This window comes from Sphingomonas mesophila (assembly GCF_003499275.1).
Taxonomy (GTDB): domain Bacteria; phylum Pseudomonadota; class Alphaproteobacteria; order Sphingomonadales; family Sphingomonadaceae; genus Sphingomicrobium; species Sphingomicrobium mesophilum.
This window is the reverse complement of record NZ_QWDF01000001.1, coordinates 738,748-762,169: the sequence shown is the minus strand read 5'-3', so window position 1 is coordinate 762,169 and position 23,422 is coordinate 738,748. Positions and strand designations below refer to the sequence as shown.

27 protein-coding genes and 1 pseudogene are annotated in these 23,422 nt (G+C 69.4%); 17 read left to right on the top strand and 11 right to left on the bottom strand.

Annotated features, from left to right (window positions below):
• Positions 1-19 precede the first annotated feature (19 nt).
• Both pdxA and rsmA read left to right on the top strand, forming a co-directional pair.
• A complete protein-coding gene (gene pdxA, locus D0Z60_RS04005; RefSeq protein ID WP_118857057.1) occupies positions 20-1,030 on the top strand; it encodes a 4-hydroxythreonine-4-phosphate dehydrogenase PdxA in 1,011 nt (336 codons plus the stop codon).
• Complete coding sequence (rsmA, locus tag D0Z60_RS04000; RefSeq protein WP_118857056.1) at positions 1,027-1,851, top strand: 16S rRNA (adenine(1518)-N(6)/adenine(1519)-N(6))-dimethyltransferase RsmA; 825 nt, start codon at positions 1,027-1,029, stop codon at positions 1,849-1,851. Before pdxA ends, rsmA begins: the two co-directional genes overlap by 4 nt.
• Here rsmA and D0Z60_RS03995 read toward each other — a convergent pair.
• The 5 genes from D0Z60_RS03995 to D0Z60_RS03975 are packed head-to-tail and all read right to left on the bottom strand — an operon-like array spanning position 1,848 to position 6,916.
• Positions 1,848-2,348 (bottom strand): tetratricopeptide repeat protein, encoded by a 501-nt coding sequence (locus tag D0Z60_RS03995; protein WP_118858427.1) that lies wholly within the window; start codon positions 2,346-2,348, stop codon positions 1,848-1,850. The genes rsmA and D0Z60_RS03995 overlap by 4 nt on opposite strands.
• A gap of 28 nt (positions 2,349-2,376) precedes the next feature.
• Entirely contained in the window at positions 2,377-3,558 is a 1,182-nt protein-coding gene (locus tag D0Z60_RS03990; protein WP_118857055.1) for an RsmB/NOP family class I SAM-dependent RNA methyltransferase, read from the bottom strand.
• Positions 3,559-3,561: 3 nt separating this feature from the next.
• On the bottom strand, positions 3,562-5,037 hold the full coding sequence (guaB, locus tag D0Z60_RS03985) for an IMP dehydrogenase (RefSeq protein WP_118857054.1): 1,476 nt from the start codon (positions 5,035-5,037) through the stop codon (positions 3,562-3,564).
• A 35-nt stretch (positions 5,038-5,072) separates the two neighbouring features.
• On the bottom strand, positions 5,073-6,119 hold the full coding sequence (locus D0Z60_RS03980) for a M20/M25/M40 family metallo-hydrolase (protein ID WP_118857053.1): 1,047 nt from the start codon (positions 6,117-6,119) through the stop codon (positions 5,073-5,075).
• Positions 6,116-6,916 (bottom strand): HpcH/HpaI aldolase/citrate lyase family protein, encoded by an 801-nt coding sequence (locus tag D0Z60_RS03975; protein WP_118857052.1) that lies wholly within the window; start codon positions 6,914-6,916, stop codon positions 6,116-6,118. Before D0Z60_RS03975 ends, D0Z60_RS03980 begins: the two co-directional genes overlap by 4 nt.
• Positions 6,917-6,982: 66 nt before the next feature.
• Between D0Z60_RS03975 and D0Z60_RS03970 the strand changes: the two genes are divergently transcribed.
• From D0Z60_RS03970 to D0Z60_RS03960, 3 genes are read left to right on the top strand one after another with little or no spacing between them, the layout of a single operon-like run.
• A complete protein-coding gene (locus D0Z60_RS03970; protein ID WP_118857051.1) occupies positions 6,983-7,945 on the top strand; it encodes an SPFH domain-containing protein in 963 nt (320 codons plus the stop codon).
• On the top strand, positions 7,942-8,412 hold the full coding sequence (locus tag D0Z60_RS03965; protein WP_118857050.1) for an NfeD family protein: 471 nt from the start codon (positions 7,942-7,944) through the stop codon (positions 8,410-8,412). Before D0Z60_RS03970 ends, D0Z60_RS03965 begins: the two co-directional genes overlap by 4 nt.
• Positions 8,405-10,231, top strand: coding sequence for a DUF885 domain-containing protein (locus tag D0Z60_RS03960; protein ID WP_118857049.1), 1,827 nt, complete (start codon positions 8,405-8,407; stop codon positions 10,229-10,231). The genes D0Z60_RS03965 and D0Z60_RS03960 overlap by 8 nt, the downstream gene beginning before the upstream one ends.
• Positions 10,232-10,235: 4 nt before the next feature.
• On the opposite strand, the gene D0Z60_RS03955 is transcribed toward D0Z60_RS03960, so the two are convergent.
• From D0Z60_RS03955 to D0Z60_RS03945, 3 genes are all read right to left on the bottom strand, one after another.
• Positions 10,236-10,460 (bottom strand): hypothetical protein, encoded by a 225-nt coding sequence (locus D0Z60_RS03955; RefSeq protein ID WP_118857048.1) that lies wholly within the window; start codon positions 10,458-10,460, stop codon positions 10,236-10,238.
• Between the two features lie 131 nt (positions 10,461-10,591).
• Positions 10,592-11,062 (bottom strand): hypothetical protein, encoded by a 471-nt coding sequence (locus D0Z60_RS03950; RefSeq protein WP_118857047.1) that lies wholly within the window; start codon positions 11,060-11,062, stop codon positions 10,592-10,594.
• A gap of 46 nt (positions 11,063-11,108) precedes the next feature.
• A complete protein-coding gene (locus D0Z60_RS03945; protein WP_205421034.1) occupies positions 11,109-12,731 on the bottom strand; it encodes a phosphoenolpyruvate carboxykinase in 1,623 nt (540 codons plus the stop codon).
• Between the two features lie 150 nt (positions 12,732-12,881).
• Here D0Z60_RS03945 and D0Z60_RS03940 point away from each other — a divergent pair, with 150 nt between their 5' ends.
• From D0Z60_RS03940 to D0Z60_RS03900, 9 genes and pseudogenes are all read left to right on the top strand, one after another.
• Positions 12,882-13,604, top strand: coding sequence for a response regulator transcription factor (locus D0Z60_RS03940; protein ID WP_118857046.1), 723 nt, complete (start codon positions 12,882-12,884; stop codon positions 13,602-13,604).
• A complete protein-coding gene (locus D0Z60_RS03935) occupies positions 13,573-15,141 on the top strand; it encodes a sensor histidine kinase (RefSeq protein WP_118857045.1) in 1,569 nt (522 codons plus the stop codon). Before D0Z60_RS03940 ends, D0Z60_RS03935 begins: the two co-directional genes overlap by 32 nt.
• On the top strand, positions 15,138-15,575 hold the full coding sequence (locus tag D0Z60_RS03930; RefSeq protein WP_118857044.1) for an HPr kinase/phosphorylase: 438 nt from the start codon (positions 15,138-15,140) through the stop codon (positions 15,573-15,575). The genes D0Z60_RS03935 and D0Z60_RS03930 overlap by 4 nt, the downstream gene beginning before the upstream one ends.
• Positions 15,572-16,243, top strand: a pseudogene (locus D0Z60_RS03925) (RNase adapter RapZ); the annotation flags it as partial. The gene D0Z60_RS03930 and the pseudogene D0Z60_RS03925, both read left to right, overlap by 4 nt.
• Before the next feature lie 41 nt (positions 16,244-16,284).
• The gene (locus D0Z60_RS03920; protein WP_240325532.1) at positions 16,285-16,677 is read left to right on the top strand and encodes a PTS sugar transporter subunit IIA; all 393 of its coding nucleotides are present in this window, start codon (positions 16,285-16,287) and stop codon (positions 16,675-16,677) included.
• Positions 16,674-16,952, top strand: a complete 279-nt coding sequence (locus D0Z60_RS03915; protein ID WP_118857041.1) for an HPr family phosphocarrier protein — start codon at positions 16,674-16,676, stop codon at positions 16,950-16,952. Before D0Z60_RS03920 ends, D0Z60_RS03915 begins: the two co-directional genes overlap by 4 nt.
• Positions 16,949-17,749, top strand: a complete 801-nt coding sequence (locus D0Z60_RS03910; protein ID WP_118857040.1) for a TrmH family RNA methyltransferase — start codon at positions 16,949-16,951, stop codon at positions 17,747-17,749. The genes D0Z60_RS03915 and D0Z60_RS03910 overlap by 4 nt, the downstream gene beginning before the upstream one ends.
• Positions 17,750-17,766: 17 nt before the next feature.
• On the top strand, positions 17,767-18,153 hold the full coding sequence (locus D0Z60_RS03905) for a hypothetical protein (RefSeq protein ID WP_118857039.1): 387 nt from the start codon (positions 17,767-17,769) through the stop codon (positions 18,151-18,153).
• Entirely contained in the window at positions 18,150-18,575 is a 426-nt protein-coding gene (locus D0Z60_RS03900) for an META domain-containing protein (RefSeq protein WP_118857038.1), read from the top strand. The genes D0Z60_RS03905 and D0Z60_RS03900 overlap by 4 nt, the downstream gene beginning before the upstream one ends.
• A 4-nt stretch (positions 18,576-18,579) precedes the next feature.
• Here D0Z60_RS03900 and D0Z60_RS03895 read toward each other — a convergent pair whose 3' ends face one another.
• Complete coding sequence (locus D0Z60_RS03895) at positions 18,580-19,947, bottom strand: DNA recombination protein RmuC (RefSeq protein ID WP_118857037.1); 1,368 nt, start codon at positions 19,945-19,947, stop codon at positions 18,580-18,582.
• 107 nt (positions 19,948-20,054) lie between these two features.
• Here D0Z60_RS03895 and D0Z60_RS03890 point away from each other — a divergent pair, with 107 nt between their 5' ends.
• The gene (locus D0Z60_RS03890) at positions 20,055-20,462 is read left to right on the top strand and encodes a four-helix bundle copper-binding protein (protein ID WP_118857036.1); all 408 of its coding nucleotides are present in this window, start codon (positions 20,055-20,057) and stop codon (positions 20,460-20,462) included.
• On the opposite strand, the gene def is transcribed toward D0Z60_RS03890, so the two are convergent.
• Positions 20,459-21,007, bottom strand: a complete 549-nt coding sequence (def, locus tag D0Z60_RS03885) for a peptide deformylase (RefSeq protein WP_118857035.1) — start codon at positions 21,005-21,007, stop codon at positions 20,459-20,461. The genes D0Z60_RS03890 and def overlap by 4 nt on opposite strands.
• Before the next feature lie 32 nt (positions 21,008-21,039).
• Positions 21,040-21,636, bottom strand: a complete 597-nt coding sequence (gene recR, locus D0Z60_RS03880) for a recombination mediator RecR (RefSeq protein ID WP_118857034.1) — start codon at positions 21,634-21,636, stop codon at positions 21,040-21,042.
• An 85-nt stretch (positions 21,637-21,721) separates the two neighbouring features.
• Here recR and fmt point away from each other — a divergent pair, with 85 nt between their 5' ends.
• Together fmt and truA are read left to right on the top strand one after the other, a co-directional pair.
• Complete coding sequence (fmt, locus tag D0Z60_RS03875) at positions 21,722-22,627, top strand: methionyl-tRNA formyltransferase (protein WP_118858425.1); 906 nt, start codon at positions 21,722-21,724, stop codon at positions 22,625-22,627.
• On the top strand, positions 22,624-23,385 hold the full coding sequence (gene truA, locus D0Z60_RS03870; protein ID WP_118857033.1) for a tRNA pseudouridine(38-40) synthase TruA: 762 nt from the start codon (positions 22,624-22,626) through the stop codon (positions 23,383-23,385). Before fmt ends, truA begins: the two co-directional genes overlap by 4 nt.
• Positions 23,386-23,422: the final 37 nt, after the last annotated feature.

Here is a 23,422-nt window from a genome sequence, read left to right as displayed (position 1 = left end):
CACGGCTAAGGGGTCGGCGATGCCCTTGCCCCCTGCCCGCCCGCTTGCCGTAGCGCTTGGCGACCCAGCTGGGATCGGCCCCGAAGTGGTCGCCAAATGCTGGGATTCGCGCGCCGCTTTCGACCTTCCGCCGTTCGTCGCGATCGGCGACGTGCGCTCCATCGCGGCGGTGTGGGACGGGCCGGTCGAGCTGATCGAGGATCCGGCGGACGCCGATGCGGCGTTCGATTTCGGGCTTCCGCTGCTGCACGTCGCGGCATCCGAACACTCGATGCCCGGCCATCCCACCGGCCCCGGCGCGCACTGTTCGCTCGACTCGCTCGAGCTCGCCATCGGCCTGGCCCGCTCCGGCAGCGCCGAGGCGGTGGTGACCGGCCCGGTGAGCAAGGAGCAGCTTTACGGGATCGGCTTCACGCATCCGGGCCAGACCGAATTCATCGCCGAGCGCTGCGGCATCGCCGCGCCCAATGTCGCGATGATGCTCGCCGGTCCGACGCTGCGCACCGTGCCGGTGACCACCCACGTTTCGCTTGCCGACGTGCCCGCTCGGCTGACGCCGTCGCTGGTCGCGGCGCGTGGCCGGGCGACGATGCGCGGCCTCCAGCGCCTGTTCGGCATCCCCGAACCGCGGCTGGCGGTGGCCGGCCTCAATCCTCATGCCGGCGAGGGCGGAGCACTCGGCCGCGAGGAGATCGAAATCATCGGCCCGGCGATCGATCTGCTTCGCGCCGACGGCTGGCAGGTGATCGGCCCGCTGCCTGCGGACACCATGTTCCACGCCGCCGCCCGCTCGCGTTACGACGCGGCGCTGTGCATGTACCATGATCAGGCGCTGATCCCGTTGAAGGCGCTGCACTTTGAGGAAGGGGTCAACATCACCCTCGGCCTGCCGCTCGTGCGGACCGCGCCAGACCACGGCACGGCCTTCGACATTGCCGGCCAGGACCGCGCCGACCCGCGCGCGATGGCCGCCGCGATTCGCATGGCGCAGTCGAGCGCTGACCACCGCCGCGCCTTCGGTCCGGCGTGAGCGAGCCCGAGCCGCTGCGCGCGGTCATCGCCCGCCACGACCTCGCCGCGAGCAAGGCGCTCGGCCAGAACTTCATCCTTGACCGCCAGCTGCTCGCGCGGATTGCCGCGGTCCCCGGCGATCTGGCCGGACGCACGGTCTACGAAGTCGGGCCGGGCCCCGGCGGCCTGACCCGCGCCCTGCTCGACGCCGGAGCACGGGTCGTCGCGGTCGAGCGCGACCGTCGCTGCATCGCGCCTCTGGCCGAACTCGAAGCGGAATTCACCGGCCGCCTCAAGGTCATCGAGGGCGACGCGCTCGAGGTCGATGAGCGCTCGGTGGCGGGCGAAGGCGCTCATGTTGTCGCCAACCTGCCCTACAATGTCGGCACCGCGCTGCTGCTGCGCTGGCTCGGCGGCGAAGCGTGGCCGCCGTGGTGGGCGTCGTTGACGCTGATGTTCCAGCGCGAGGTCGTCGAGCGGATCGTCGCCGCGCCCGGCAGCGACCACTACGGCCGGCTCGCCGTGGCCGCCGGCTGGCGCAGCCGCGCGCGGATCGCCATGCTGGTGCATCGCAGCGCATTCGTCCCGCCGCCCAAGGTGATGAGCGCGGTCGTTCACATCGTCCCTGAAGACGCGCCGGACGGCGTGAGGCACGCGACCATCGAGCGGCTGACCGCGGCCGCGTTCGGCCAGCGCCGCAAGATGCTCCGCCAGAGCCTCAAGGAGTTGCCGGGCGCGCTCGACGCGCTAACCGTCGAAGGGATCGACCCCGCCCGGCGGGCGGAAACGCTTGGCGTCGCCGATTACGTCCGCGTCGCGCGGCGGCTGGACGCGACCTAATTCTTCTTGGTGGTCGCCGGCGTCGTCGGCTTGGCCGCCGCAAGTGTCGGACCGCGCGCGATGGCGGCGCTCAGAGTCGCCGCTTCGGGGCAGGTCGAGGCGCACAGCTTCTGCAGCTTCGCGAGGGTCTCGCGGGCGCGCGGGGTGGCGCCGGCCTCGACCATCGCCTGGCCCTGAAGCGCAAGCGCGGCGCGGTCGGTCGGCTCGAGCGCCAGCGCGCGATTGGTGTAGCGGATCGCCTGGCCGTAGAGTTTCTGCTTCATCGCCACCCGCGCCATTGCCACGAAGGCCGCGCGGTTCTTGGGGTCGAGCACCAAAGCCGCCTCGAGCGCATCGTCGGCCTCGACATATTTGCCGGCGTCGATCAGCACCTCGCCGCGCTTCAGCGCCGCCATGGATTGCGGGGTAATCTGGTCGTCGGCGCGCTGACCGGCAACCGGCACCGCCATGGACGAAGCGGCGAGACCGCACAGCAGGATCAAAGGCGACAGGCGCATCAGGCTCTCCATAGACTGGCGCCGAGGCTTAACACGGCGCCTTCACGCTGGCGACGAAAAAGCCGTCGGTATGGTCGTGGGCCGGGGTCAAGAGCCGGCCCGCGCCGTCACAACGCCCGATCGTCGGCAATATGTCCTGCCCCAGCCAAGATGAATGACGGCCTAAGAAAGCACCGATCTGCCCGGCACCTTCGCGCCCCAATAGTGAGCAAACCGCATAGACCAACGCGCCACCCGGCCGTACGAGCGGCGCGGCGATGTCGAGCAGTCGCTCCTGCGCACCTTCCAATTTCGCCAGGCGCTCGGGCGTCAGGCGCCAGCGCCCCTCCGGGTTGCGTCGCCATGTCCCCGACCCGCTGCACGGCGCATCGACCAGCACGACGTCGAAGCGGCCGGCGAGCTCGGCGAGCTGCTCCGCCTCGCGCCCGCCGTCGAGCAATCGGGTGGCGATCGCCGCCCCCGCCCGCTCGGCGCGCGGCGCGAGCCGCGACAGGCGCTGGCGGTTGGTGTCGGTGGCGAGGATCTGCGCGCCCGGGGCGGCAGCGGCCAGCGCCAGCGCCTTGCCGCCGGCGCCCGCGCACAAATCTAGGATGCGCATTCCATCCTTCGGCGCGCAGGCCAACGCGATCAGCTGGCTACCCTCGTCCTGAACCTCCGCCTCGCCGGCGAGGATTGCGGGATGCTGGTCGATCCGCTGGTCCGGGGGCAGGCGCACGCCCCACGGGCTCAACGGCGTCTGTGCGGCCCCCTCGAATTGCCGGAGCAGCGCCTCGCGGCTGGTGCGAGCGACATTGGCGCGCAGGTCGAGCGGCGCGCGCTCGAGCAGCGCGGGCCATTCGGCCGCGGTCACCAGCGGCGAGAATTCCGAGATCAGCCATCCGGGGACAGTCTCCGCACTGGCAGCTGTCCCCTTCTCGTCGCCGATCGGCGCCGGCCCATGCGGCGAACCATCAAACAGCGCCGCCAACTCGGCATCCCGCGCGGCGACCGCAAGCATCGCCGCTCGCCCGCTCGCCGGCCGCTCCGCGACCGCCCGGATCGCCGCGAACACCAGTTCGCGCACCGCCCGGCGATCCTTCGACCCAGCATAGCGGCGCGTCTTGAAATAAGCGGTCACGATGGCGTCGGCCGGCGCCCCGTCGGACTGCGCCGAGGCAATTACCAGATCGAGGATCTCGATCGCAGCCTGGACTCGCGCGGCGGGTGTCATCGACTAGCGGGTCGGATAATTGGGCGCTTCCCGGGTGATGGCGACGTCGTGGACATGGCTCTCGCTCAACCCCGCGTTGGTGATCCGAACGAACCGCGCGCGGTCCTGGAGCTCGGCAATCGTGGCCGATCCGGTGTAACCCATCGCGGCCTTCACCCCGCCGACCAATTGGTGGACGATGTCGCGCACCGGGCCCTTGAACGGCACCTGGCCCTCGATGCCTTCGGGCACCAGCTTCAGCTGGTCCTTGATGTCCTGCTGGAAATAGCGGTCGGCCGATCCGCGCGCCATGGCGCCGACGCTGCCCATGCCGCGATAGGATTTGTAGGCCCGCCCCTGGTAAAGGAAAGTTTCGCCGGGCGCTTCCTCGGTGCCCGCAAGCAGCGAGCCGACCATTACCGTTGATGCGCCGGCCGCGAGCGCCTTGGCGATGTCGCCCGAGGTACGGATGCCCCCATCGGCGATCACCGGCACGTCGGCCTTTTCGGCAGCCTCGGCGGCGTCGAGGACGGCCGTCAGCTGTGGCACGCCGACGCCGGCGACAATCCGAGTCGTGCAGATCGATCCTGGCCCGATGCCGACCTTGATCGCGTCGGCGCCGGCGTCGGCCAGCGCCGCGGCAGCGTCGGCGGTGGCCACATTGCCCGCGACCACCTGCACCGCGTTGCTCAGCGCCTTGACCCGCCCGACCGCGGCCGAGACCTCGCGATTATGGCCGTGCGCGGTGTCGATCACCACGCAATCGACCCCCGCCTCGATCAGCGCCCGGCTGCGCTCGAACCCGGCCTCGCCGACCGTCGTCGCCGCGGCGACCCGGAGGCGCCCGTCGCCATCCTTGGTCGCGAACGGGCTCGCGACCGACTTCTCGATGTCCTTGACGGTGATCAGCCCAACGCAATGGCCGCCGCTATCGACCACCAGCAGTTTCTCGATTCGCCGCTGGTGCAGGATTCGCCGCGCGTCCTCCTGGCTGGTGCCTTGCGGGACGGTCGCGAGATTGTCGCGGGTCATCAGCTCGGCGACCGGCTGGCCGGGCTTCTCGGCGAAGCGCACGTCGCGGTTGGTGAGGATTCCGGCGAGCTTGCCGTTGGCCTCGACCACCGGGATTCCGCTGATGCGGTGAACGCTCATCAGCTCGAGCGCTTCGGCCAGCGTCTGGTCGGGGCGCATGGTGATCGGGTTGACCACCATGCCGCTCTCGAAGCGCTTGACCGCGCGCACCGCGGCGCATTGCGCCTCGACGTCGAGGTTGCGGTGAAGCACGCCGATGCCGCCGAGATGGGCCATGGCGATCGCCATGTTGGTCTCGGTCACCGTGTCCATCGCCGACGACAGGATCGGGATGTTGAGCGGGATCGCCTTGGTCAGGATGCTGCGCGTATCGGCGCCGCTCGGCAGCACGCTCGACTCGCGCGGCTGGAGCAGCACGTCGTCGAAGGTCAGTCCAAGCGGGATGTCACGGTGATTCTGTCGGGCCATATCGGCCCATGCCAATCTTAAGCCGATTCGCCAAGCTAGCGGCGGCCGGGCCGGAAGCTGCGCGAGGCCGCCCGGCGGACCAGCTCGAGATGGAGATTGGCATCCTCGACCGCCCCGCCGAGATCGCTCGCCGGTGTGAGCTCGTCCTCGGGTCCGTGGTAGGCGCCGGTGAAGAAGGCCCTCAGCCGCGCCATGTCGCTGAAGCTCCCACCAGCCATCGCCATCGGCACGCCGCGCTGGGCAAGCGGCCAGCCGTCCTGGCGCTGGATGAAGGCGGCAGCCTCCCCGTCGCCGTCCCACTTGCGCCCCAGCGCTCTCGTTGCGCTCCTCACTAGCGGCTCGAGCGGCGAGTTCGGCGGGGCGACGATCGCCACCGGCATGCCCTTGGGGGCAACGGCGATGGTGTCGAGATTGAAGCCGGCGACGATGCTTGCGAGCGGCAGCGGCGGAGCGGCGGCAAACGCCTTGGCGCCGAGCAGTCCCCATTCCTCCGCCCCGGTGAACACGAACCACACGTCGCGGTCGAGTTTCAGCGCCCGCACGCGTTCGACCAGCGCAAGCACCGCCGCGGTGCCGCTCGCATTATCGACCGCGCCGTTGCAGATGCGGTCGGGCGCCCCGGCCGGGCGGCACAGGCCGAGATGGTCCCAATGCGCCATCAGCAGCACCGCTCGCCCGTCCGGACGCCGGCCAAGCACCCGGCCGATGACGTTGTGGCTCGCAGTCACTCCCGCCGCATTGATCGCGCGAGTGAACTCCGCCTGCCCGGCGGGGAGCCCGCCACCCTCGGGCGGCACCGTCCGCTTCTGTGCGGCGATCGCGAACCGCATGGTGAAACTGCCATCCGGCATTCCGCCGACCGCACCGCGCCGCGTCAATTCTTCCGTCAAATAGGCGATCGTCCGCTGCTCGCCGACGGTCCCGCTCATTCGCCCTTCGAACCGGTCGTCCGACAAGACGGCGATGGTCGCGCGCAGCTCGGCGTCGCTGACCGGCGCAACCGCGCTGCGCGGTGGAACCGTCGCGCAGCTTCCCGCGGCCAGCGCTGCGAGCGCGGCGACGACGGCAAGGGCGCGCCTCACCGGCGGTCCAGCACGCGCCGCGCCGCCTCGACGTGCATCGCCTCGATCATCTGCTCCTCGAAGCGCTGCGCCCCGCCGCGCGCCGCCGCGACCAGCCGCTCGGCGCGCGCGATCTCTTCCGGCGAGGGTGCGAACGCCGCTTTGCACGGCGCGATCTGGTCGGGGTGGATGAGGCTCTTGCCATCGAAGCCCAGCGTCCGCCCCGAACGCGCCTCGGCCTCGAGCCCGACCGCATCGTCGAGCCGGTTGAACACCCCGTCCCATGCCGGCATTCCCCCTGCCCGAGCCGCCAGCACGATCGACTGCAGCGCCATCTGCAGCGGCTCTCGCCCGGCACCGACCGGAAGCCCGAGCTCGGCGGCGAGATCGTTGGTTCCGGCAATCAGGCCGGCGATCCCGCTGTCGCGCACCATCTCGCGCAGGGCGAGCACCCCGGCCGGAGTCTCGACCATCGCCACCACCGGCTTGCCGCTCGCCCGGGCGAGTTCGCCGATGCCGCCGTCCGCCTTGGGCAGGACGATGAAGTCGGCGCGAGATTCCGCCACTGCCGCGACGTCCTCCGGCAAGGCGCCGCCCGAGCCCAGCAGGTTGACTCGGATCCCGACCGGCATGAGCCAGTCCTCGCCCGCCGCCGCCACCGCCGCCGAGCGCGCCGTCTCCTTGTCCTCAGGCCGTACCGCGTCCTCGAGGTCGAGGATGACCACGTCGGCGCCGCTGGTCCGCGCCCGTGAAATCGCGCTGGCCCGGCTGGCCGGCAGGAACAGCAGCGCCGGCCGGCCGAAAAGATCGAGCCTCATGTCCGATTTTCCTTCCCCGCAAGCCGAGGCTTTTGCATCATGGCCGCAACCCGCCGAGGAAATCCCATGACCACCTTCCTGATTGCGCTCGCCGTCCTGGCTCTGATCTTCGTGCTGATGAGCGTCAAGATTGTCCACCAGGGACATCGCTACACGATCGAACGCTTCGGCAAGTTCGTGCGCGTCGCCGAGCCGGGCCTCAACCTCGTCACGCCGTTCGTCTATCGCGTCGGGCGCAAGATCAACGTCATGGAGCAGGTCGTCGACATCCCGGGCCAGGAAATCATCACCAAGGACAATGCGATGGTCGCGGTCGACGGCGTCGTGTTCTTCCAGGTGCTCGACGCCGCCAAGGCGGCCTATGAGGTGAGCGACCTCTATTCGGCGATCATGGCGCTCTCGACCACCAATCTGCGCACCGTGATGGGTTCGATGGACCTCGACGAGACCCTGTCCAAGCGCGACGAGATCAACGCCCGGCTGCTCGCCGTTGTCGATCACGCGACCGAGGCGTGGGGGGTCAAGATCACCCGTGTCGAACTGAAGGACATCCGGCCGCCGCAGGACATCTCCAACGCCATGGCGCGGCAGATGAAGGCCGAGCGCGAGAAGCGCGCCGCGATTCTCGAGGCCGAGGGGCTGCGCGCCGCCGCGATCCTCGAGGCGGAGGGCGAAAAGCAATCCAAGATCCTCGCCGCCGAGGGCATGAAGGAAGCCGCCTTCCGCGAGGCCGAGGCGCGCGAACGTTCGGCCGAGGCCGAGGCCAATGCGACCAAGTCGGTGAGCCAGGCGATCGAGGGCGGCAACACCCAGGCGATCAACTATTTCATCGCCCAGAAATATGTCGAGGCGCTCGGCAAGTTCGCCACCTCGCCCAACGCCAAGACCATCCTGTTCCCGGTCGAGGCGACCCAGCTGATCGGCACGCTTGGCGGGATCGGCGAGCTCGCGCGCAGCGTGATCGGTCCAGACGCCACCGCCACTCCGGCGGTGACCACGCGCGTGCCGACCGTCAAGGACGCCCAGTGAGCGATCTCGATCCCGGCTGGCTGTGGGCGATCGGCGGCCTCGTGCTGCTGATCGCCGAAGTCGTCGCGCCCGGCTTTTTCCTCGTGTTCCTCGGGGTCGCGGCGATCGCCACCGGCCTGTTCACCCTGCTGTTCGACCTCGGCGTCGCGCCGCAACTGGCGCTGTTCGTGATCTACACCGGTCTGGCGCTGATGATCGGCAAGCGCTGGTATGCCGAGCCGGGCACCGCCGAGCAGCAGATCGGGCTCAACGATCCCGCCGGCCGGCTGGTCGGGCGAAGCGCGCAAGTGGTCGACCCGATCGACGAACATGGCGGCCGGGTCCGGCTCGGCGACGGCGAATGGACCGCGCGCGGCGGGCCGGCGGCGGCCGGAAGCCGGGTGGAAATCCTGGCGGTTGAGGGCAATTGCCTGATCGTCGGCCCATCGCGGGCGATCGCAGCGGACAGAGGAACCAGTGATGCGTGAATTCACCCGGCGCGAACTGCTCGCGGGCAGCGGCGCCTTCGCCTCGGCGGCGCTGCTCCCCGGCTGCGCCCAGACACTCGTCCGCCCGGCAGGCCCGCTCGACCCCGCCGCCGCCAAGGCACTGCTCGATTCGATCGCCGAGAATCTGTTGTGGACCGACCCCGAGCAGGCGACGTCACTCGGCATCGACAGCGGCGCCCGGGCGGCGCTGCGCTCGCGGCTCAAGGACCGCTCGGCTGCCGGCCAGCAAAAGATCGCCGCCATCCTGCGCGCCGACCTCGCGCGCGCCGAAGCGGTCGACACCAGCGCGCTCGATGCGTCGACGCGGACCAGCTTCGAAGTCGTCAAGTCGGCCTATCGGACCAGCCTCGAGGGCTTCGCGCTGCCCTATGGCGACGTCGCCGTCGGCAGCTGGCGCAACACGCCCTATGTCGTGATCCAGAACGTCGGCGCCTACCTCGACACGCCGCGCTTCCTCGACGCCGACCACCAGATCCGTAACCCGGCCGACGCCGAGGCCTACCTCGCCCGGCTCGACTCGATGGCGATGCAACTCGACGGCGAGCTCGGCCGAATCCGCGACGCGCGCGGCAAGGGCCTGATCCCGCCCGCTTTGTTGCTCGACAAGGCGATCGCGCAACTCACCAAGAGTCTCGCCGGAGCGCGCTCGGGCGGCGGGCTGGTCGACAGTCTCGTCAAGCGCACCGGCAGTTTCCCCGGCGACTGGGAGGGCCGCGCCCGCACCATCGTCACCGCGCGGATCGCGCCCGCACTCGCCCGCCAGTTGGACGAACTGAGAATCCAGCGCGCCCGCGCCACCAGCGAGCCCGGCATGTGGGCGCGGCCGGGCGGCGATGCCTATTATGCCTGGGCGCTCAAGGCCTCGACTACCACCTCGCTGTCGCCCGACGAGATTCACGAGACCGGCCGCCGCGAACTCGCCGAGCTCCAGTCGCGGATGGATTCGATCCTCAAGCGCAACGGCTACGCCTCCGGCTCGGTCGGCCAGCGGATGGTCGCTCTGGCCAAGGACCCAAAGTACAAGTTTCGCGACGGCGATCCTGGCCGGGCCGAAATCATGGCCTATCTCGACGAATGGATCGGCACCTTTCGCGGCCTTACCCCGCGCGCCTTCAACACGCTGGTGCGCGCCAATCTCGAGGTGAAGCGGCTGCCGCCCGAGGAGGAGCCCGGCGCGCCCGGCGCCTATGGCGGCGCCGGCTCGATCGACGGCACCATCCCCGGCAAGTTCTGGATCAACCTCCACACCACGGACATGCACCGCCGCTACGATTTGCCGAGCCTGGCCGCGCACGAGGCGATCCCAGGGCACGTCTGGCAGGGCGAATATGCCAACCGATTGCCGCTGATCCGCACCCTCCTCTCGTTCAACGCTTATTCCGAAGGCTGGGCGCTGTACGGCGAGCAATTGATGGACGAGCTCGGCGCCTACGACCGGTTCGAGGTCGGCAAGCTCGGCTATCTCCAGAGCCTCGCCTTCCGCGCCTGCCGGCTGGTGGTCGACACCGGCCTCCACGCCAAACGCTGGAGCCGCCAGCAGGCGATCCAATACTTCGCTGACGAGATCGGCTCGGCCGCCGCAAGCGAAGTCGACCGTTATTGCAGCTGGCCGGCCCAGGCCTGCGGCTACAAGATCGGTCACAGCGAGATCCTGCGCCAGCGCGAGCTCGCACGCTCAGCGCTCGGCCCGGCCTACGACCTGAAGGCCTTCAACGACGCGGTGGTGAAGGGCGGCAACGTGCCGATGGACGTGCTTGCCAGGAACGTCGCCGCCTACGTGGCGTCGGCGCGGAGCTAGGCGCCTACCACAGGGGCCGGGTCGGGCGGTGGCGGGTCCGCATCACCTCGCCCTTGATCAGCTTGGAATTGAACTTCTTGCGCGCGGTCTTGGCGCCGTCGGAGCTCATGCACACCAGGCGGATGCCGCCGCTGGTCAGCGGCTCGAGCGCGGAAATCCCGACCCCGAGCTTGCCGCACTCGATGGTCGCGGTGTCGGCGCTCATGTTGAGCAGCAGCACGCGGCTCATGCGCGCACCGCGGCGCCGGAGTCGAAGCGGGAGTAGATCATGGGGAAAATCCTCAGCCGAAAGCGAGAGCGCGAACGTCTCCCGGTCACAAAGACGCCTTCAGGGAATGAGAACCTCGTGATGGACGCATCCTAGCATGGATGTCCGCTCGAGGCGACCCGCGGCAGTGGCGCAAGGTCGGGCGCGACCCAGCCGCGGCGCGCCTCGACACTAAACAAGCGCGCCTTTGACCAGAAGCGCAGCGGCCAGTCGCGGCGGCCGACATCGCTTCCGAGGAGTTGGTCGACGACCCGGTCGAGCGGGCCCGGTTCCACCTGCGCCACGAACCAGCGAATGCCGTGCAGATAGGCGCGCGTGAGCGTGTCGTGATAGCCTTGGCGATCATCGTTCACGCCCCCGACGCTCGCATTGTATCGCCGGATGATCGCGGGGAGCTCGCGGTCGAGGTCGATGTCGGGGCGGCGCGCGACTAGCCACGCGGTGGCGGCAAGATGCGCCTCATGGGTCCATTCGGCGCGCGGCAGGGTGCAGTCGAGCAGGCGCTCGCCAACGGAGGCAATGGCGGCTTCGCTGGCGAAGCGGCGGATCGGCAAATCGGTCATCGGGAGCGGGCTTTCGAAGAGGCCCGATCCGCGATGATCGGGCAGGTCAGGCGGCGGCGGTCGCCCTTTGTTGCGGCCCGGCCTGACGGACGCCCTCTTCGACATGCGGCGCGAATTCGGCGAAATTGTCGACGAACAGGTCGACCAGCTTGGCCGCCGTCGAATCATATTCCGCCTTGTCGGCCCAGGTCGAACGCGGGTCGAGGATCGCGCTGTCGACGCCCGGAACCGCGACCGGCACCTCGAACCCGAAATTCGGGTCCTTGCGGAATTCGGCCTGGTTGAGGCTTCCGTCGAGCGCCGCGTCGAGCAAGGCGCGCGTCGCCTTGATCGGCATGCGCTTGCCGACGCCGTACTTGCCGCCGGTCCAGCCGGTGTTGACCAGCCAGCAGGTGACGTCGCCCTCGGCGATGCGCTTCTTCAGGAGATTGCCGTAGACCGACGGGTGGCGCGGCATGAACGGCGCCCCGAAGCAGGTCGAGAAGGTCGCTTCCGGCTCGGTCACGCCGATCTCGGTCCCCGCCACTTTGGCAGTGTAGCCCGACAGGAAGTGGTACATCGCCTGGTCCGGGGTCAGCCGCGCGATCGGCGGAAGCACGCCGAACGCGTCGGCAGTGAGCATGACGATGGTGCGCGGCACCGGCCCCATGTTCCGCTCGGACGAATTGGGGATGAAGTCGATCGGATAGGCGCCGCGGCTGTTCTCGGCGAGGCTGTTGTCGTCGAGGGCGAGCTCGCGCGTCACCGGGTCCATCACGACATTCTCGAGCACGGTGCCGAAGCGCTTGGTCGTGGCGAAGATCTCCGGCTCGGCCTCGGCCGACAGGCGGATCATCTTGGCATAGCAACCGCCCTCGAAGTTGAACACGGCGGTGTCCGACCAGCCATGCTCGTCGTCGCCGATCAGCGTCCGCTTCGGGTCCGCCGACAACGTCGTCTTGCCGGTGCCCGAAAGCCCGAAGAACACGGCGGTATCACCATCTGCGCCGATGTTGGCCGAACAGTGCATCGGCATGATGCCCTTTTCGGGCAGGATGAAGTTGAGCAGGCCGAACACGCTCTTCTTCATCTCGCCGGCATATTTGGTGCCGCCGATCAGGATCAGCTTCTGCTCGAGGTTGACCGCGATCACAGTTTCGCTGCGGCAGCCGTGGCGCTCGGGATCGGCGCGGAAGCTCGGCAGGTCGATGATCGTATATTCGGGCGCGAAGTCGGCCAGCTCGCTCGCCTCGGGGCGGACCAGCAAAGTGCGGATGAACAGATTGTGCCAGGCGAGCTCGTTGACCACCCGCACCTTGACCCGGTGCTCGGGCTGCGATCCGCCATAGAGATCGGCGACGAACAGCTCGTCCTTGTCCTTGAGTGCGGCGAGGAAATCCTGGTGCAGCCGGTCGAACGCATCGGCGTCCATCGGCCGGTTCGACTTGCCCCACCACACCGCGCCGTCGCTGACGCTGTTCCTGACGACGAATCGGTCCTGGGCGCTTCGGCCGGTGTGCTTGCCGGTGCGAACCACCAGCGGACCGTCCTTGGCGAGCTGGCCTTCCTCGCGCAGCACCGCCTGCTCGATCAGCGGCGCGGTGGTCAGGTTCCAGTGGATCCGGGCGCCCGTCTCGATCCCTTGGGAATCCAGCTTCTGCGCAGGAATACGCTCGCTCACCGTCAACATCCCCTTTTTCGTCTTCCAATAGCATGAGGGCGGCGCCCGCTGCCGGACTGCCGCCACTCCCGTGCCGAAGCTATACAAGCGAAAGGCGGGGCGGTCAAAGCGCCGCTGGTCGCTTGTCCTGGGCCCTCGCGCCGCTTATTCGCACCTGCCATGAGCCATGCCATCGCGCTCGTCGACGACGACCGCAACATCCTCACTTCGGTGTCGATCGCGCTGCAGGCCGAGGGCTTCGTCACCCGCGTCTATTCCGATGGCGCCGCGGCGCTGAGGGCCTTCGCCGACAACCCGCCTGACCTGGCCGTATTCGACATCAAGATGCCGCAGATGGACGGCATGGAATTGCTCCGCCGGCTGCGCGAAATGGGCGGAGCGCTCGGCGCCACCCCGGTCATCTTCCTGACCTCCAAGGACGACGAGATGGACGAGGCGCTCGGCCTCGCGATGGGGGCCGACGATTATATCGCCAAGCCCTTCTCGCAGCGCCTCCTGGTCGCCCGGATCCGCGCGCTCTTGCGCCGCCGCGACCTCGACCGCGGCGCGGCGCTGGACGGCAGCGACGGCGAGCGCGAGGCGCTGATCGAGCGCGGCCGGCTGGTGATGGACCCGGCCCGCCACAAGATCGGCTGGGACGGCAAGGACGTCACGCTGACCGTCACCGAATTCCTCATCCTCGAGGCGCTGGCCCAGCGCCCGGGGGTGGTCAAATCCCGCAATCAGCTGCTTGACGTGGCTTACCAGGACGACGTCTATGTCGACGATCGCACCATCGACAGCCATATCAAGCGCATCCGCCGCAAGTTCCGCGCCGTCGACGACGGCTTCGACGGGATCGAGACGCTCTATGGCGTCGGTTACCGATTCAGCGAGGACTGACGAGCAGGACCTCGCCCTGACCTGGTCGGGGCGCTGGACGCTCACCCACCGCATCCTTGCGGTCAACGTCCTGACTCTGGTGATCTTCGCCTTGTCGGTCCTCTATCTCGACAGCTACCGCAACCGCATCACCGCCGAGCGGCTCGACCGGCTGACCAGCGAGACCGCGATTGCCGCCGAAGCGATCAACCGCACCAGCGCCGCCGAGCGCGAGCCGCTGCTGAGCGAGATCGGGGTCGCCAACGGCGCCCGCCTCCGGCTCTACGCGCGCGACGGCCGCCGCATCGCCGACAGCTTCGCGATTGGCGAGCCGGCCTATCGCCTGCGCGATCCGGCTTCCGAAGCGTGGCGCAAGAACGTCGCACGGGCGCTCGACCGCGGCTTCAACGCGCTGGTCGGGACCCGCCCCCCGCCCGACTTCGTCGAGCCCGCCGAAGACCGCGCCGCCGCTTGGAGCGAGCTCGGCGCCGCCGGCGCAAAGCCGGTCGTCACCATCCGCAGCGCGGCCGACCTGACGCCGGTGTTCGTCGGCGCTTCGCTGCTCGCCGACGGCTCGCGCCTGCTGGTGACCAAGAACGACCGCAACCTCACCCGCACCGTGCGCAGCCAGCGCGCGACCCTCGCCATCGCTCTCGCGCTCGCTACGTTGCTGTCGATCCTGCTGTCGCTGTTCCTCGCCCGAACCATCGTCCGGCCGCTCCGCCGGATCGCGCTCGCCGCCCACCGGGTCCGCCTCGGCCGCGCGCGTGAGGTGCGGGTCCCCCGCCTGCCCTCGCGCCGCGACGAGATTGGGACCCTGGCCCGCGCGGTCAGCGACATGAGCCAGTCGCTGCGCATGCGGATCGACAATATCGAGGCGTTCGCCGCCGATGTCACCCACGAGCTCAAGAATCCCCTCGCCTCGCTGCGCAGCGCGGTCGACACGCTCGACAAGGTCGAGGACCCGGCGCTGAAGGCGCAGCTGACCGATGTCATCCGCCAGGACGTCAACCGGCTCGACCGGCTGATTGGCGACGTCGGCGAGGCGGCCCGGACCGACGCCGAACTGGCCCGCGCCAGCTTCGAGGAAGTCGATCTCGGCAAGCTGATCGAACAATTGGTCGGCGTGTGGGAGCAGCGTCGCGAAACCGGCAATGTGCGCATCGCCTTCGCCCGTCCACGCAAGTCGAGTGCGGTGGTGATGGGCGAGCCGAACCGGCTGGCCCGCGCGATCGACAACATCGTCGACAATGCGATCAGCTTCTCGCCGCCCGGTGGGCTGGTCGAGGTCGCTGCGATCCGGCTCGGCGACAACATCTTGATCCGGGTCGACGACGAGGGCCCCGGTGTGCCCGGGGAGCTGCGCGAGGCGATCTTCAACCGCTTTCATTCGGTGCGGCCCGAAACCGAGCATTTCGGCCGCCACAGCGGCCTCGGCCTGGCCATCGCCCGGGCCATCGTCGAAGGCCATGACGGAACGATCAAGGTCGAGGACCGCGACGACGCGCCGTCGGGCGCGCGCTTCACCATCGTCCTGCCCGCGGCGGACCTGACATGAGCGACCGCCTTTCGTCCGAGAACCTCCACGCCACCAGCGTCGCCCGCGATGGCCGCGCGGTGCTGCTGCTGGGCCAGTCCGGCTCGGGCAAGTCCGACCTTGCGCTGCGCCTCTTCGACCACGGCTTCGCGCTGGTCAGCGACGACCGCACCATCGTCCGGCGCGACGGCGAGCGGCTGATCGCCTCGGCGCCCAACACCATCCGCGGCAAGCTCGAGGTGCGCGGGCTCGGGATCGTCGACATCGCTCCCACCGGCGACACGCCGGTCGCGCTGGCGGTCGAGCTCGGCGGCGACATGGAGCGGATGCCCGACGACAGCCGCAGCCGCACCTTCTGCGCGATTGCCGTGCCGCTGGTCAGCATCGACGCGCGAACCGCCTCGGCGGCGGCCAAGGTCGCGCTCGCGCTCGATCATTTCGGCCTTCCCAAATGACCGATCGCTCGCTCCCCCGGCTTCTGCTGGTCACCGGCATGTCCGGCGCCGGCAAGTCGACCGTGCTCGACGTGCTCGAGGACATGGGCTGGGACACGGTCGACAACCTCCCCGTCGCGCTGATCGCCGACTTCGTCCACGGCGAGCGCGACGCCCGGCGACGCACCCCGGTCGCGGTCGGGATGGACGCACGCAGCCGCGGCTTCGATGCCGAGCGCCTGCCCGCCATCATCCGTTCGGTTGAGGGCGTTCGGCCCGAGATCCTCTATCTCGACTGCGCCGGGGCCGAGCTCATCCGCCGCTACGACGAGACTCGCCGGCGCCATCCCCTCGCGCCCGACCGCCCGGCCGAGGACGGCATCGCCCGCGAGCGCGGGATCACCGCCGCGCTGCGCAACGCCGCCGACTCGGTGCTCGACACCACCGACCTCACGCCGGTCATGCTGCGCGACGAGCTTCGCCGCCGCTACGACGAGGACCGCGACCGGCCGATCGTCACCATCGCCTCGTTCGGCTTCGCGCGCGGCATCTCGCGCACCGCCGACCTAGTGTTCGACATGCGCTTCGTGCCCAACCCGCACTGGATCGACGAGCTTCGCCCGCTGACCGGGCTCGACCAGCCGGTGCGCGACTATTGCTCGGCCGATCCCGGCTGGCAGCAGATGATGGAATCTTGCCAGGCGCTTCTAACCGGCCTCGTTCCCCGCTATTGGGCGGCCGGCAAGACCTGGCGGTCGAGTTCATCATCGCGCTGGAGCATGTCGTCGGCCCGCAGACCGGGATCGAGGGCATTTGCATCGACGCCGACGACGACATGGAGCAGCGCCGCGGCGAGATCGCGGAGGCGATCGCGCGAGTCAATTCGGGCGAGGGCGTGATCATCCTCACCGATCTGTTCGGCGGCACCCCGTCCAACCTCGCCATCAGCCTGATGAAGGACACCGGGATCGAGGTCATCGCCGGGGTCAATCTGCCGATGCTGATCCGGCTCGAGGGCGCGCGCAAGGTGATGGGCGTCCGCGCCGCGGTCGCCGCCGCCCGCGAGGCCGGCCGCAAGTACATCTCCGTCGCGTCCGAGATCCTCGGCGAGGCCGCCGCTTGAGCGCCTGCGCGCGCACCCTCACCGTGGCCAACCGCCGCGGGCTCCACGCGCGCGCCAGCGCCAAGTTCGTCAACCTCGTCCACGGCCTCGGCGACGGCGTAGAGGTGGCGGTCGAGAAGGACGGCAACCGGGTCACCGGAACCTCGATCATGGGGCTGATGATGCTCGGCGCGGCGATGGGCGACACCATCACCATCCATTGCTCGGGCGCCGATTGCGACAGCGCGCTCGAGCAATTGGTCGCGCTGGTCGAAGGGCGGTTCGGCGAAGAGTGATCCGCCGAATCGACTCCTTTTCCAACGATACGGTGAAGCGCATCCGCTCGTTGCGCGACAAGAAGGCGCGCCGCGCCGAGGGCCGCTTCCTCGCCGAGGGGCTCAGGATCATCGCCGAGGCGCGCGACTCAGGCCTCCTCCCCGACGCCCTGGTCTACGCCCCACCGCTCCACCCGCTGGCCCGCGAGATCGTCCACCAGGCGCTCGATCACGGCACCGACGTCATCGAGACCACGCCCGACATCCTCGCCAAGATGAGCGGCAAGGACAATCCGCAGATGGTGCTCGCCGTCTATCCGGCGCCCGCCACCGACCTCGCCCGCCTCAATCGCTCCGCCGCCCCGCTGTGGATCGTCGCCCAGGCGCTGCGCGATCCCGGCAACATCGGCACCATCCTGCGCACCGGCGACGCGGTCGCCGCCGGCGGCCTGATCCTGATCGACGACCATGCCGACCCGTTCAGCGTCGAGGCGGTGCGCGCCTCGATGGGCGCGATCTTCACGCAAACCATCGCCACCGCGCGCTGGGACGAATTTGTCGCCTGGCTCCGCGCCGGACCCGGCCAGCTGGTCGGGACCAGCCTGCGCACTGACACCGACTATCTCGACGCGACCTACGACCAGCCCTGCTTCCTGCTCGTCGGCAACGAAAGCCAGGGCCTGCCGCCCGAATATGAGGCCGAATGCGACCTCACCGTCAAAATGCCGATGCTGGGCAGGGCCGACAGCCTCAACGCCGCTGCCGCCACCGCGGTGATGGCGTTCCACATCCGTGCCGCATGGCGCCATCGCGGCTGATCGGCTAGGCTCGCGCGATGCGCTGGACTGCCCCTTTCCTGCTGCTCGCCGCCGGCTGCGCGACGACCCCGCCGCCCCCGCCCGCCGAGCCCTATCGCGCGATCGGCACCGAGCCGTTCTGGGACCTAGTCATCACCAACACGATGACCTTCACCGATCGCGGCAATGACGTCACGCCCGTCCTCGAGCCGACCCCGCGCCCGATCCACGGCTTCGCCGGCGACATCTACCAAACCCCGCGGATCCACGTGAACATCGTCCACGCGCGTTGTTCCGACGGCATGAGCGACCGGGTCTATCCGGATTCGGTCCAGGTGACGGTCGACGGCCGCGACTATCGCGGCTGCGGCGCCGCCGCGTCGTGGTTCGCCGCGACCGACGAGCGCGGCCAGCCGCGGCGATGATCCGCGCGCTGCTCGCGATGGCCGCCGCCGCCCTCGCCGGCTGCGCCACCGTCCCCGATCAGGCCAGCTTCGAAGCCAGCGGCCTCGACGGCGAGTGGCGCATCGTCAGCCTCAACGGCACCGCGATCGACGGCTCGATGCAGCTCGAGCGCGGGCGGATCACCGCCAATTTCGGCTGCAACCTCGGCTCCGGCCGCTTCCGAATCGCCGGCGGCCGCCTCCTCGCCGAGCCGCTCGCGGTGACCGAAATGGCCTGCCCGCGCGGCACTGCAGCACGGCCCGACCCGATGGCGCTCGAAAACATAGGTTTCGCCATCCTCGCCCAGCCGATGTGGATCGCCGGCACCAGCGACAACCGCCGCATGCGCCTGTGGAACGAGCGCGGCTGGCTGCTGACCGAATTCCTGCCCGAACGCCCCTAGCGCCTTACGCCGCCGCGTCGTCCTCGTTGGCGCCCTTTTTCGGCGGGGCGAGCTTGGTCAGCGGGCGCGGGCTGGCCTCGACCATGGGCGTGACCGGCAGTTCCTTGGCGCTTCCCGCGCCAAGCGCCTCGAACCGCCGCGCCTGGCTGAACACCTGGCTCTCGAAGCTCCCGACCATCTGGTTATAGGCCGTATTGGCAGTCGAGAGGTTCTTGCCGACCCGCTCCATATGCTGCGCCATGGTCGCAAGCCTGGAATGCAACTCCTTGCCGAGATTGGCGATTTCCTCGGCCGACTCCATCAGCTTTTCCTGCCGCCAGACGCTCGCCACGGTGCGCGCGATGGCGACCAAATTGGTCGGCGTGGCAAGCAGCACCTTGTTCTGGAACGCCTTCTCCCACAGCTCGGGATCCTGGTCGAGCGCCGCCGACAGGAAGTGCTCGCCGGGGATGTACATGATCACGAACTCGGCCGAATCGCCGAATTCGGCCCAGTAATTCTTGCTTCCAAGCTGCTGCGAATGGCGCACGATCGACGCCAGGTGCGCCTTGAAGCACAGCGCGCGCTTGTCGTCGTCGACCTCGTCGCACGCGTCGAGATAGGCGTTCAGCGAACATTTGGCGTCGACGATCAGCTCGCGCCCCTGCGGCAGGTGGATCACCGCATCGGGCCGCAACCGCCCGTCCTCGCCCTCGACCGACACTTCCATGTGAAAGTCGATGCCCTTCACCAGACCGGCCTGGGTCAGCACATTCTCAAGGCTTCGCTCGCCCCACCGCCCGCGCTGCTTGGGCGAGGAGGTCAGCGCGGTCACCAGCCGCCGCGCCTCGTCGCGCACCTGGCCCTGGCCGACCCGCATCAGCTCGACCGCCTCGCGCAGTCCGGCATAATGGTCGACCCGCTCCTTCTCGACCCGCTGGAGCCCCTCCTCGTAGCGCTTGAGCGTCGTCTCGACCGGCTGCAGCAGCGCCTTCAGCTTGGTTTCGCTCGCCTTGTCCGCGGCGGTGAAGCGCTCGCCCGCCTTCTCGAGGAAATCCTTTTGCGCCCGCTCGAGCAATTGGTCGCCGACCTCGCGCATCTGCGCGATCAGCGCGTCCTTCGACTGTTGGAGATCCTTGAGCCGGGCCTCGAAGTTGCGACTGTCGGCCTGCAGCGCCGCCAGCTCGCGCTGCGTCAGCTCGCTCGCGCTGCGTATTCGCTCGACCTCGCCGCGCGCCGAATCGCGTTCCTCGCGCACCCCGTCGAGCTGCAGCCGGAGCGAATCGGCGACCGCCGTGACCTGCTCGCCGCCACGGCTGCCGAGCAGCCAGCCAAGCGCCGCGCCGACGATCAGCGCAATCACTCCGACGACGATCACTATCCCAACCTCCACGCGGCCCTCCCGAACCAGAACGAAATGCGAACCTACGCCCCGCACGCCCCCGGCTCAAGCGGAACCTCGCGGCTCGGCAGCGGGTTGGCGCGGCAGAGGAGACCCCGATGTCCATTCGCAAGATGATCGCGCTTCACCCTGAAGTCATGGCGTCAGGCCACGTCAACGACGCGCTCGGCCTGGCCGTCCATCACGCCATGTATTGCGCCAAGATGTGCCTGTCGTGCGCGGACGCCTGCGCCGCCGAGAAGATGGACATGGCGCAGTGCATCCGCCTGTGCTCCGACTGCGCCGACGTGTGCGAGGCGACCGCCCGGCTCGGGCTTCGCCGCACCGGCTTCAATGAGCAATTGCTGATCGAGATGCTCGAGCTGTGCGCCCGCGCCTGCGAGCTGTGCGCCGCCGAGTGCGAGCGCCACGACCACGATCATTGCCGGCTGTGCGCGACGATGTGCCGTGAATGCGCCGCCGACTGCCGCAAGGCGGCGGAGTCGATTACTCCCGGGCGCGGCTAGAGGACCGTCGCGGCGCCGCGCTCCTTGCGCGCCTTGACCACCTTCTTGATCAAGATGTCGCGCTTCAGCCGCGACAGATAGTCGATGAACAAGATGCCGTTGAGGTGGTCGACCTCATGCTGCAGGCAGACCGACATCAGTCCGTCGAACTCGCCCTCCTGCGCGCGCCCGTCAAGGTCGGTCCAGCGCGCCCGCACGACGTCCGGCCGCTCGACCTCGGCATATTGGTCGGGGATCGACAGGCAGCCCTCGTTGTAGCTCTTGCGCGCGTCCGACGAGTGCAGGATCTCGGGATTGATGAACACGTGCGGGCGGCGCACCGCCTCGGCGCCCTCCTCCTCGCTCTCCGGCTCCTGAAGGTCGATCACCAGCATCCGCCGCGCAATCCCGACCTGCACCGCGGCAAGCCCGATTCCCGGCGCCTCGTACATCGTCTCGAACATGCTTGCGGCAAGCGCCTTCAGCTCATCATCGACCCGCTCGACCGGCGCCGAATTGGCACGCAGGATCGGGTCCGGGACTTCGACGATCGGGAGCAAGGGCATGGCCGGCCCGCTAGGACCGGCGCACCGCTCCGTCAAGCGACCGGCCGCCGCGCGCGCAGCGCCTGCGCCAGCGTGCCCTCGTCGAGATAATCGAGCTCGCCGCCGACCGGAAGGCCGTGGGCGAGCTGCGTCAGCCGAACCGGGAACGTCTCGAGCCGCTCGGCGAGATAATGGGCGGTGGTCTGCCCTTCGAGCGTCGCGTTCATCGCCAGCACCACCTCGTCGATCCCGCCCGCCGCCACGCGCTTCAGCAGCGAATCGATCGCCAGATCCTCCGGCCGCACGCCGTCGAGCGCGCTTAGCCGCCCGCCGAGCACGTGGTAGCGCCCGGGGAACAGCCGCGAGCGGTCGAGCGCCCACAGGTCGGCAACCTCCTCGACCACGCACAGCATGCGCTCGTCGCGCTTCGTGTCGCGGCAGATGGTGCAGGGGTCGGCGGTGTCGACATTGCCGCAGGCCGAGCAGGTCGACAGCGTCTCCGACACGGCGGTCAGCGCCGCCAGCAACGGCTCGAGCGCCGACTCCCGCCGCTTCATCAGATGCAGCACCGCTCGCCGCGCCGAACGCGGCCCAAGCCCCGGCAAGCGCGCCAGCGCCTGGGTCAGCACTTCGATCTGGTGGGAGGCCATGCGCCGTCTCTGTCATTGCGAGCGCAGCGAAGCAATCCAGTACAAAGCAATGGAATTTCGCGGCCAATTCGCCATAGCGCGCCACATGCGCATCATCTTCATGGGATCGCCGGAGTTCGCCGTGCCGACGCTCGACGCGTTGATCGCCGCCGGCCACGAGATCGCCGCGGTCTACACCCAGCCCCCGCGCCCGGCCGGCCGCGGCAAGGCGCTCCAGCCGACCGCGGTCGAGCGCCGGGCCCGCGCCCTCGGGCTGGAGGTGCTCAGCCCGCGCTCGCTCAAGTCGCCCGAAGAACAGGCCGCCTTCGCCGCGCTCGGCGCCGACATGGGCGTGGTCGCCGCCTACGGCCTCATCCTCCCCCAACCGATCCTCGACGCGCCGCGGCTGGGCTGTCTCAACGTCCACGCCTCGCTGCTCCCGCGCTGGCGCGGCGCCGCCCCGGTCCAGCGCGCGATCATGGCCGGCGACGCCGAGACCGGAGTCACCATCATGCAGATGGAAGCCGGCCTCGACACCGGCCCGATGCGGCACGTCGGCACGCTGAGCATCGGCGAGAACAACGCCGCGCAACTCACGCAAAGGCTTGGCGAACTCGGCGCGAAGCTCATGGTCGAAGTGCTCGCCGATCTCGACCTTTTCCCGCCCCGCCCGCAGCCCGAGGAGGGCGTCACCTACGCCGCCAAGATCGTTAAGGAGGAGGCGCGCATCGATTGGTCGCGTACCGCTACCGAGCTCCAGCGCCACGTCCAGGCGCTCGCCCCCTTCCCCGGCGCCTGGTTCGAGGCGTCGGGCGAACGGGTGAAGTTGCTCGACTGCGAGACAATCGACGGCGCCGGCGCCCCCGGCGAGGTGATCGGCGAGCCTTTGGTCATTGCCTGCGGCGAGGACGCGCTCCACTGCCGCACCCTCCAGCGCGCCGGCAAGGGCCCGCTCCCCGTCGCCGATTTCCTGCGCGGCTTCCCGCTCCCGCTCGGCACCCAACTCCAGTGACCCGCTGGCGGCTGACCATCGAATATGACGGCGGCCCGTTCGCCGGCTGGCAGCGCCAGGAGGGCGCGCCCTCGGTCCAGCAGGCGCTCGAGGAGGCGGCCGGGCGGATGACCGGCGAATCGGTCCGCTTCCATGCCGCCGGCCGAACCGACGCCGGGGTTCACGCGCTGGCGATGGCCGCCCATGCCGACATCGCCAAGCCGCTCACCGAGCATCGCCTCGCCGAGGGCCTCAACGCGCTGGTCCGCCCCGCCCCGATCTCGATCCTCGCCGCCGAACCCGTCGCCGACGACTGGCACGCGCGCTTCTCCTGCACCGGCCGCCGCTATCTCTACCGAATCGCCAACCGCCGCGCCCCGCCCGTCCTCGACCGGGGCCGCGCCTGGCACATCGCCCGCCCGCTCAACCTCGACGCGATGGCCGAGGGCGCGGCGCACCTCGTCGGCCACCACGATTTCACCACCTTCCGCTCGGTCCACTGCCAGTCCGAAAGCCCGCTCAAGACGCTCGATTCGCTGACCGTCGAGCGGGTCGGCGACGAGCTCCACGTCGCCGCCGCGGCCCGCTCCTTCCTCCACCACCAGGTGCGCTCGATGGTCGGCTGCCTCGCCCTCGTCGGCCTCGGCCGCTGGTCGCCCGACCACATCGCCGCCGCCCTCGACGCCCGCGACCGCGCTGCGCTCGGCCTCAACGCCCCGCCCCACGGTCTTTACTTTGTCGCCGCCGAATATGCTGACGCCTCTTCGCAACTGCGGTAAGATGCTTGAATGCTGGCTGCAGCGCACAATCTTCGCT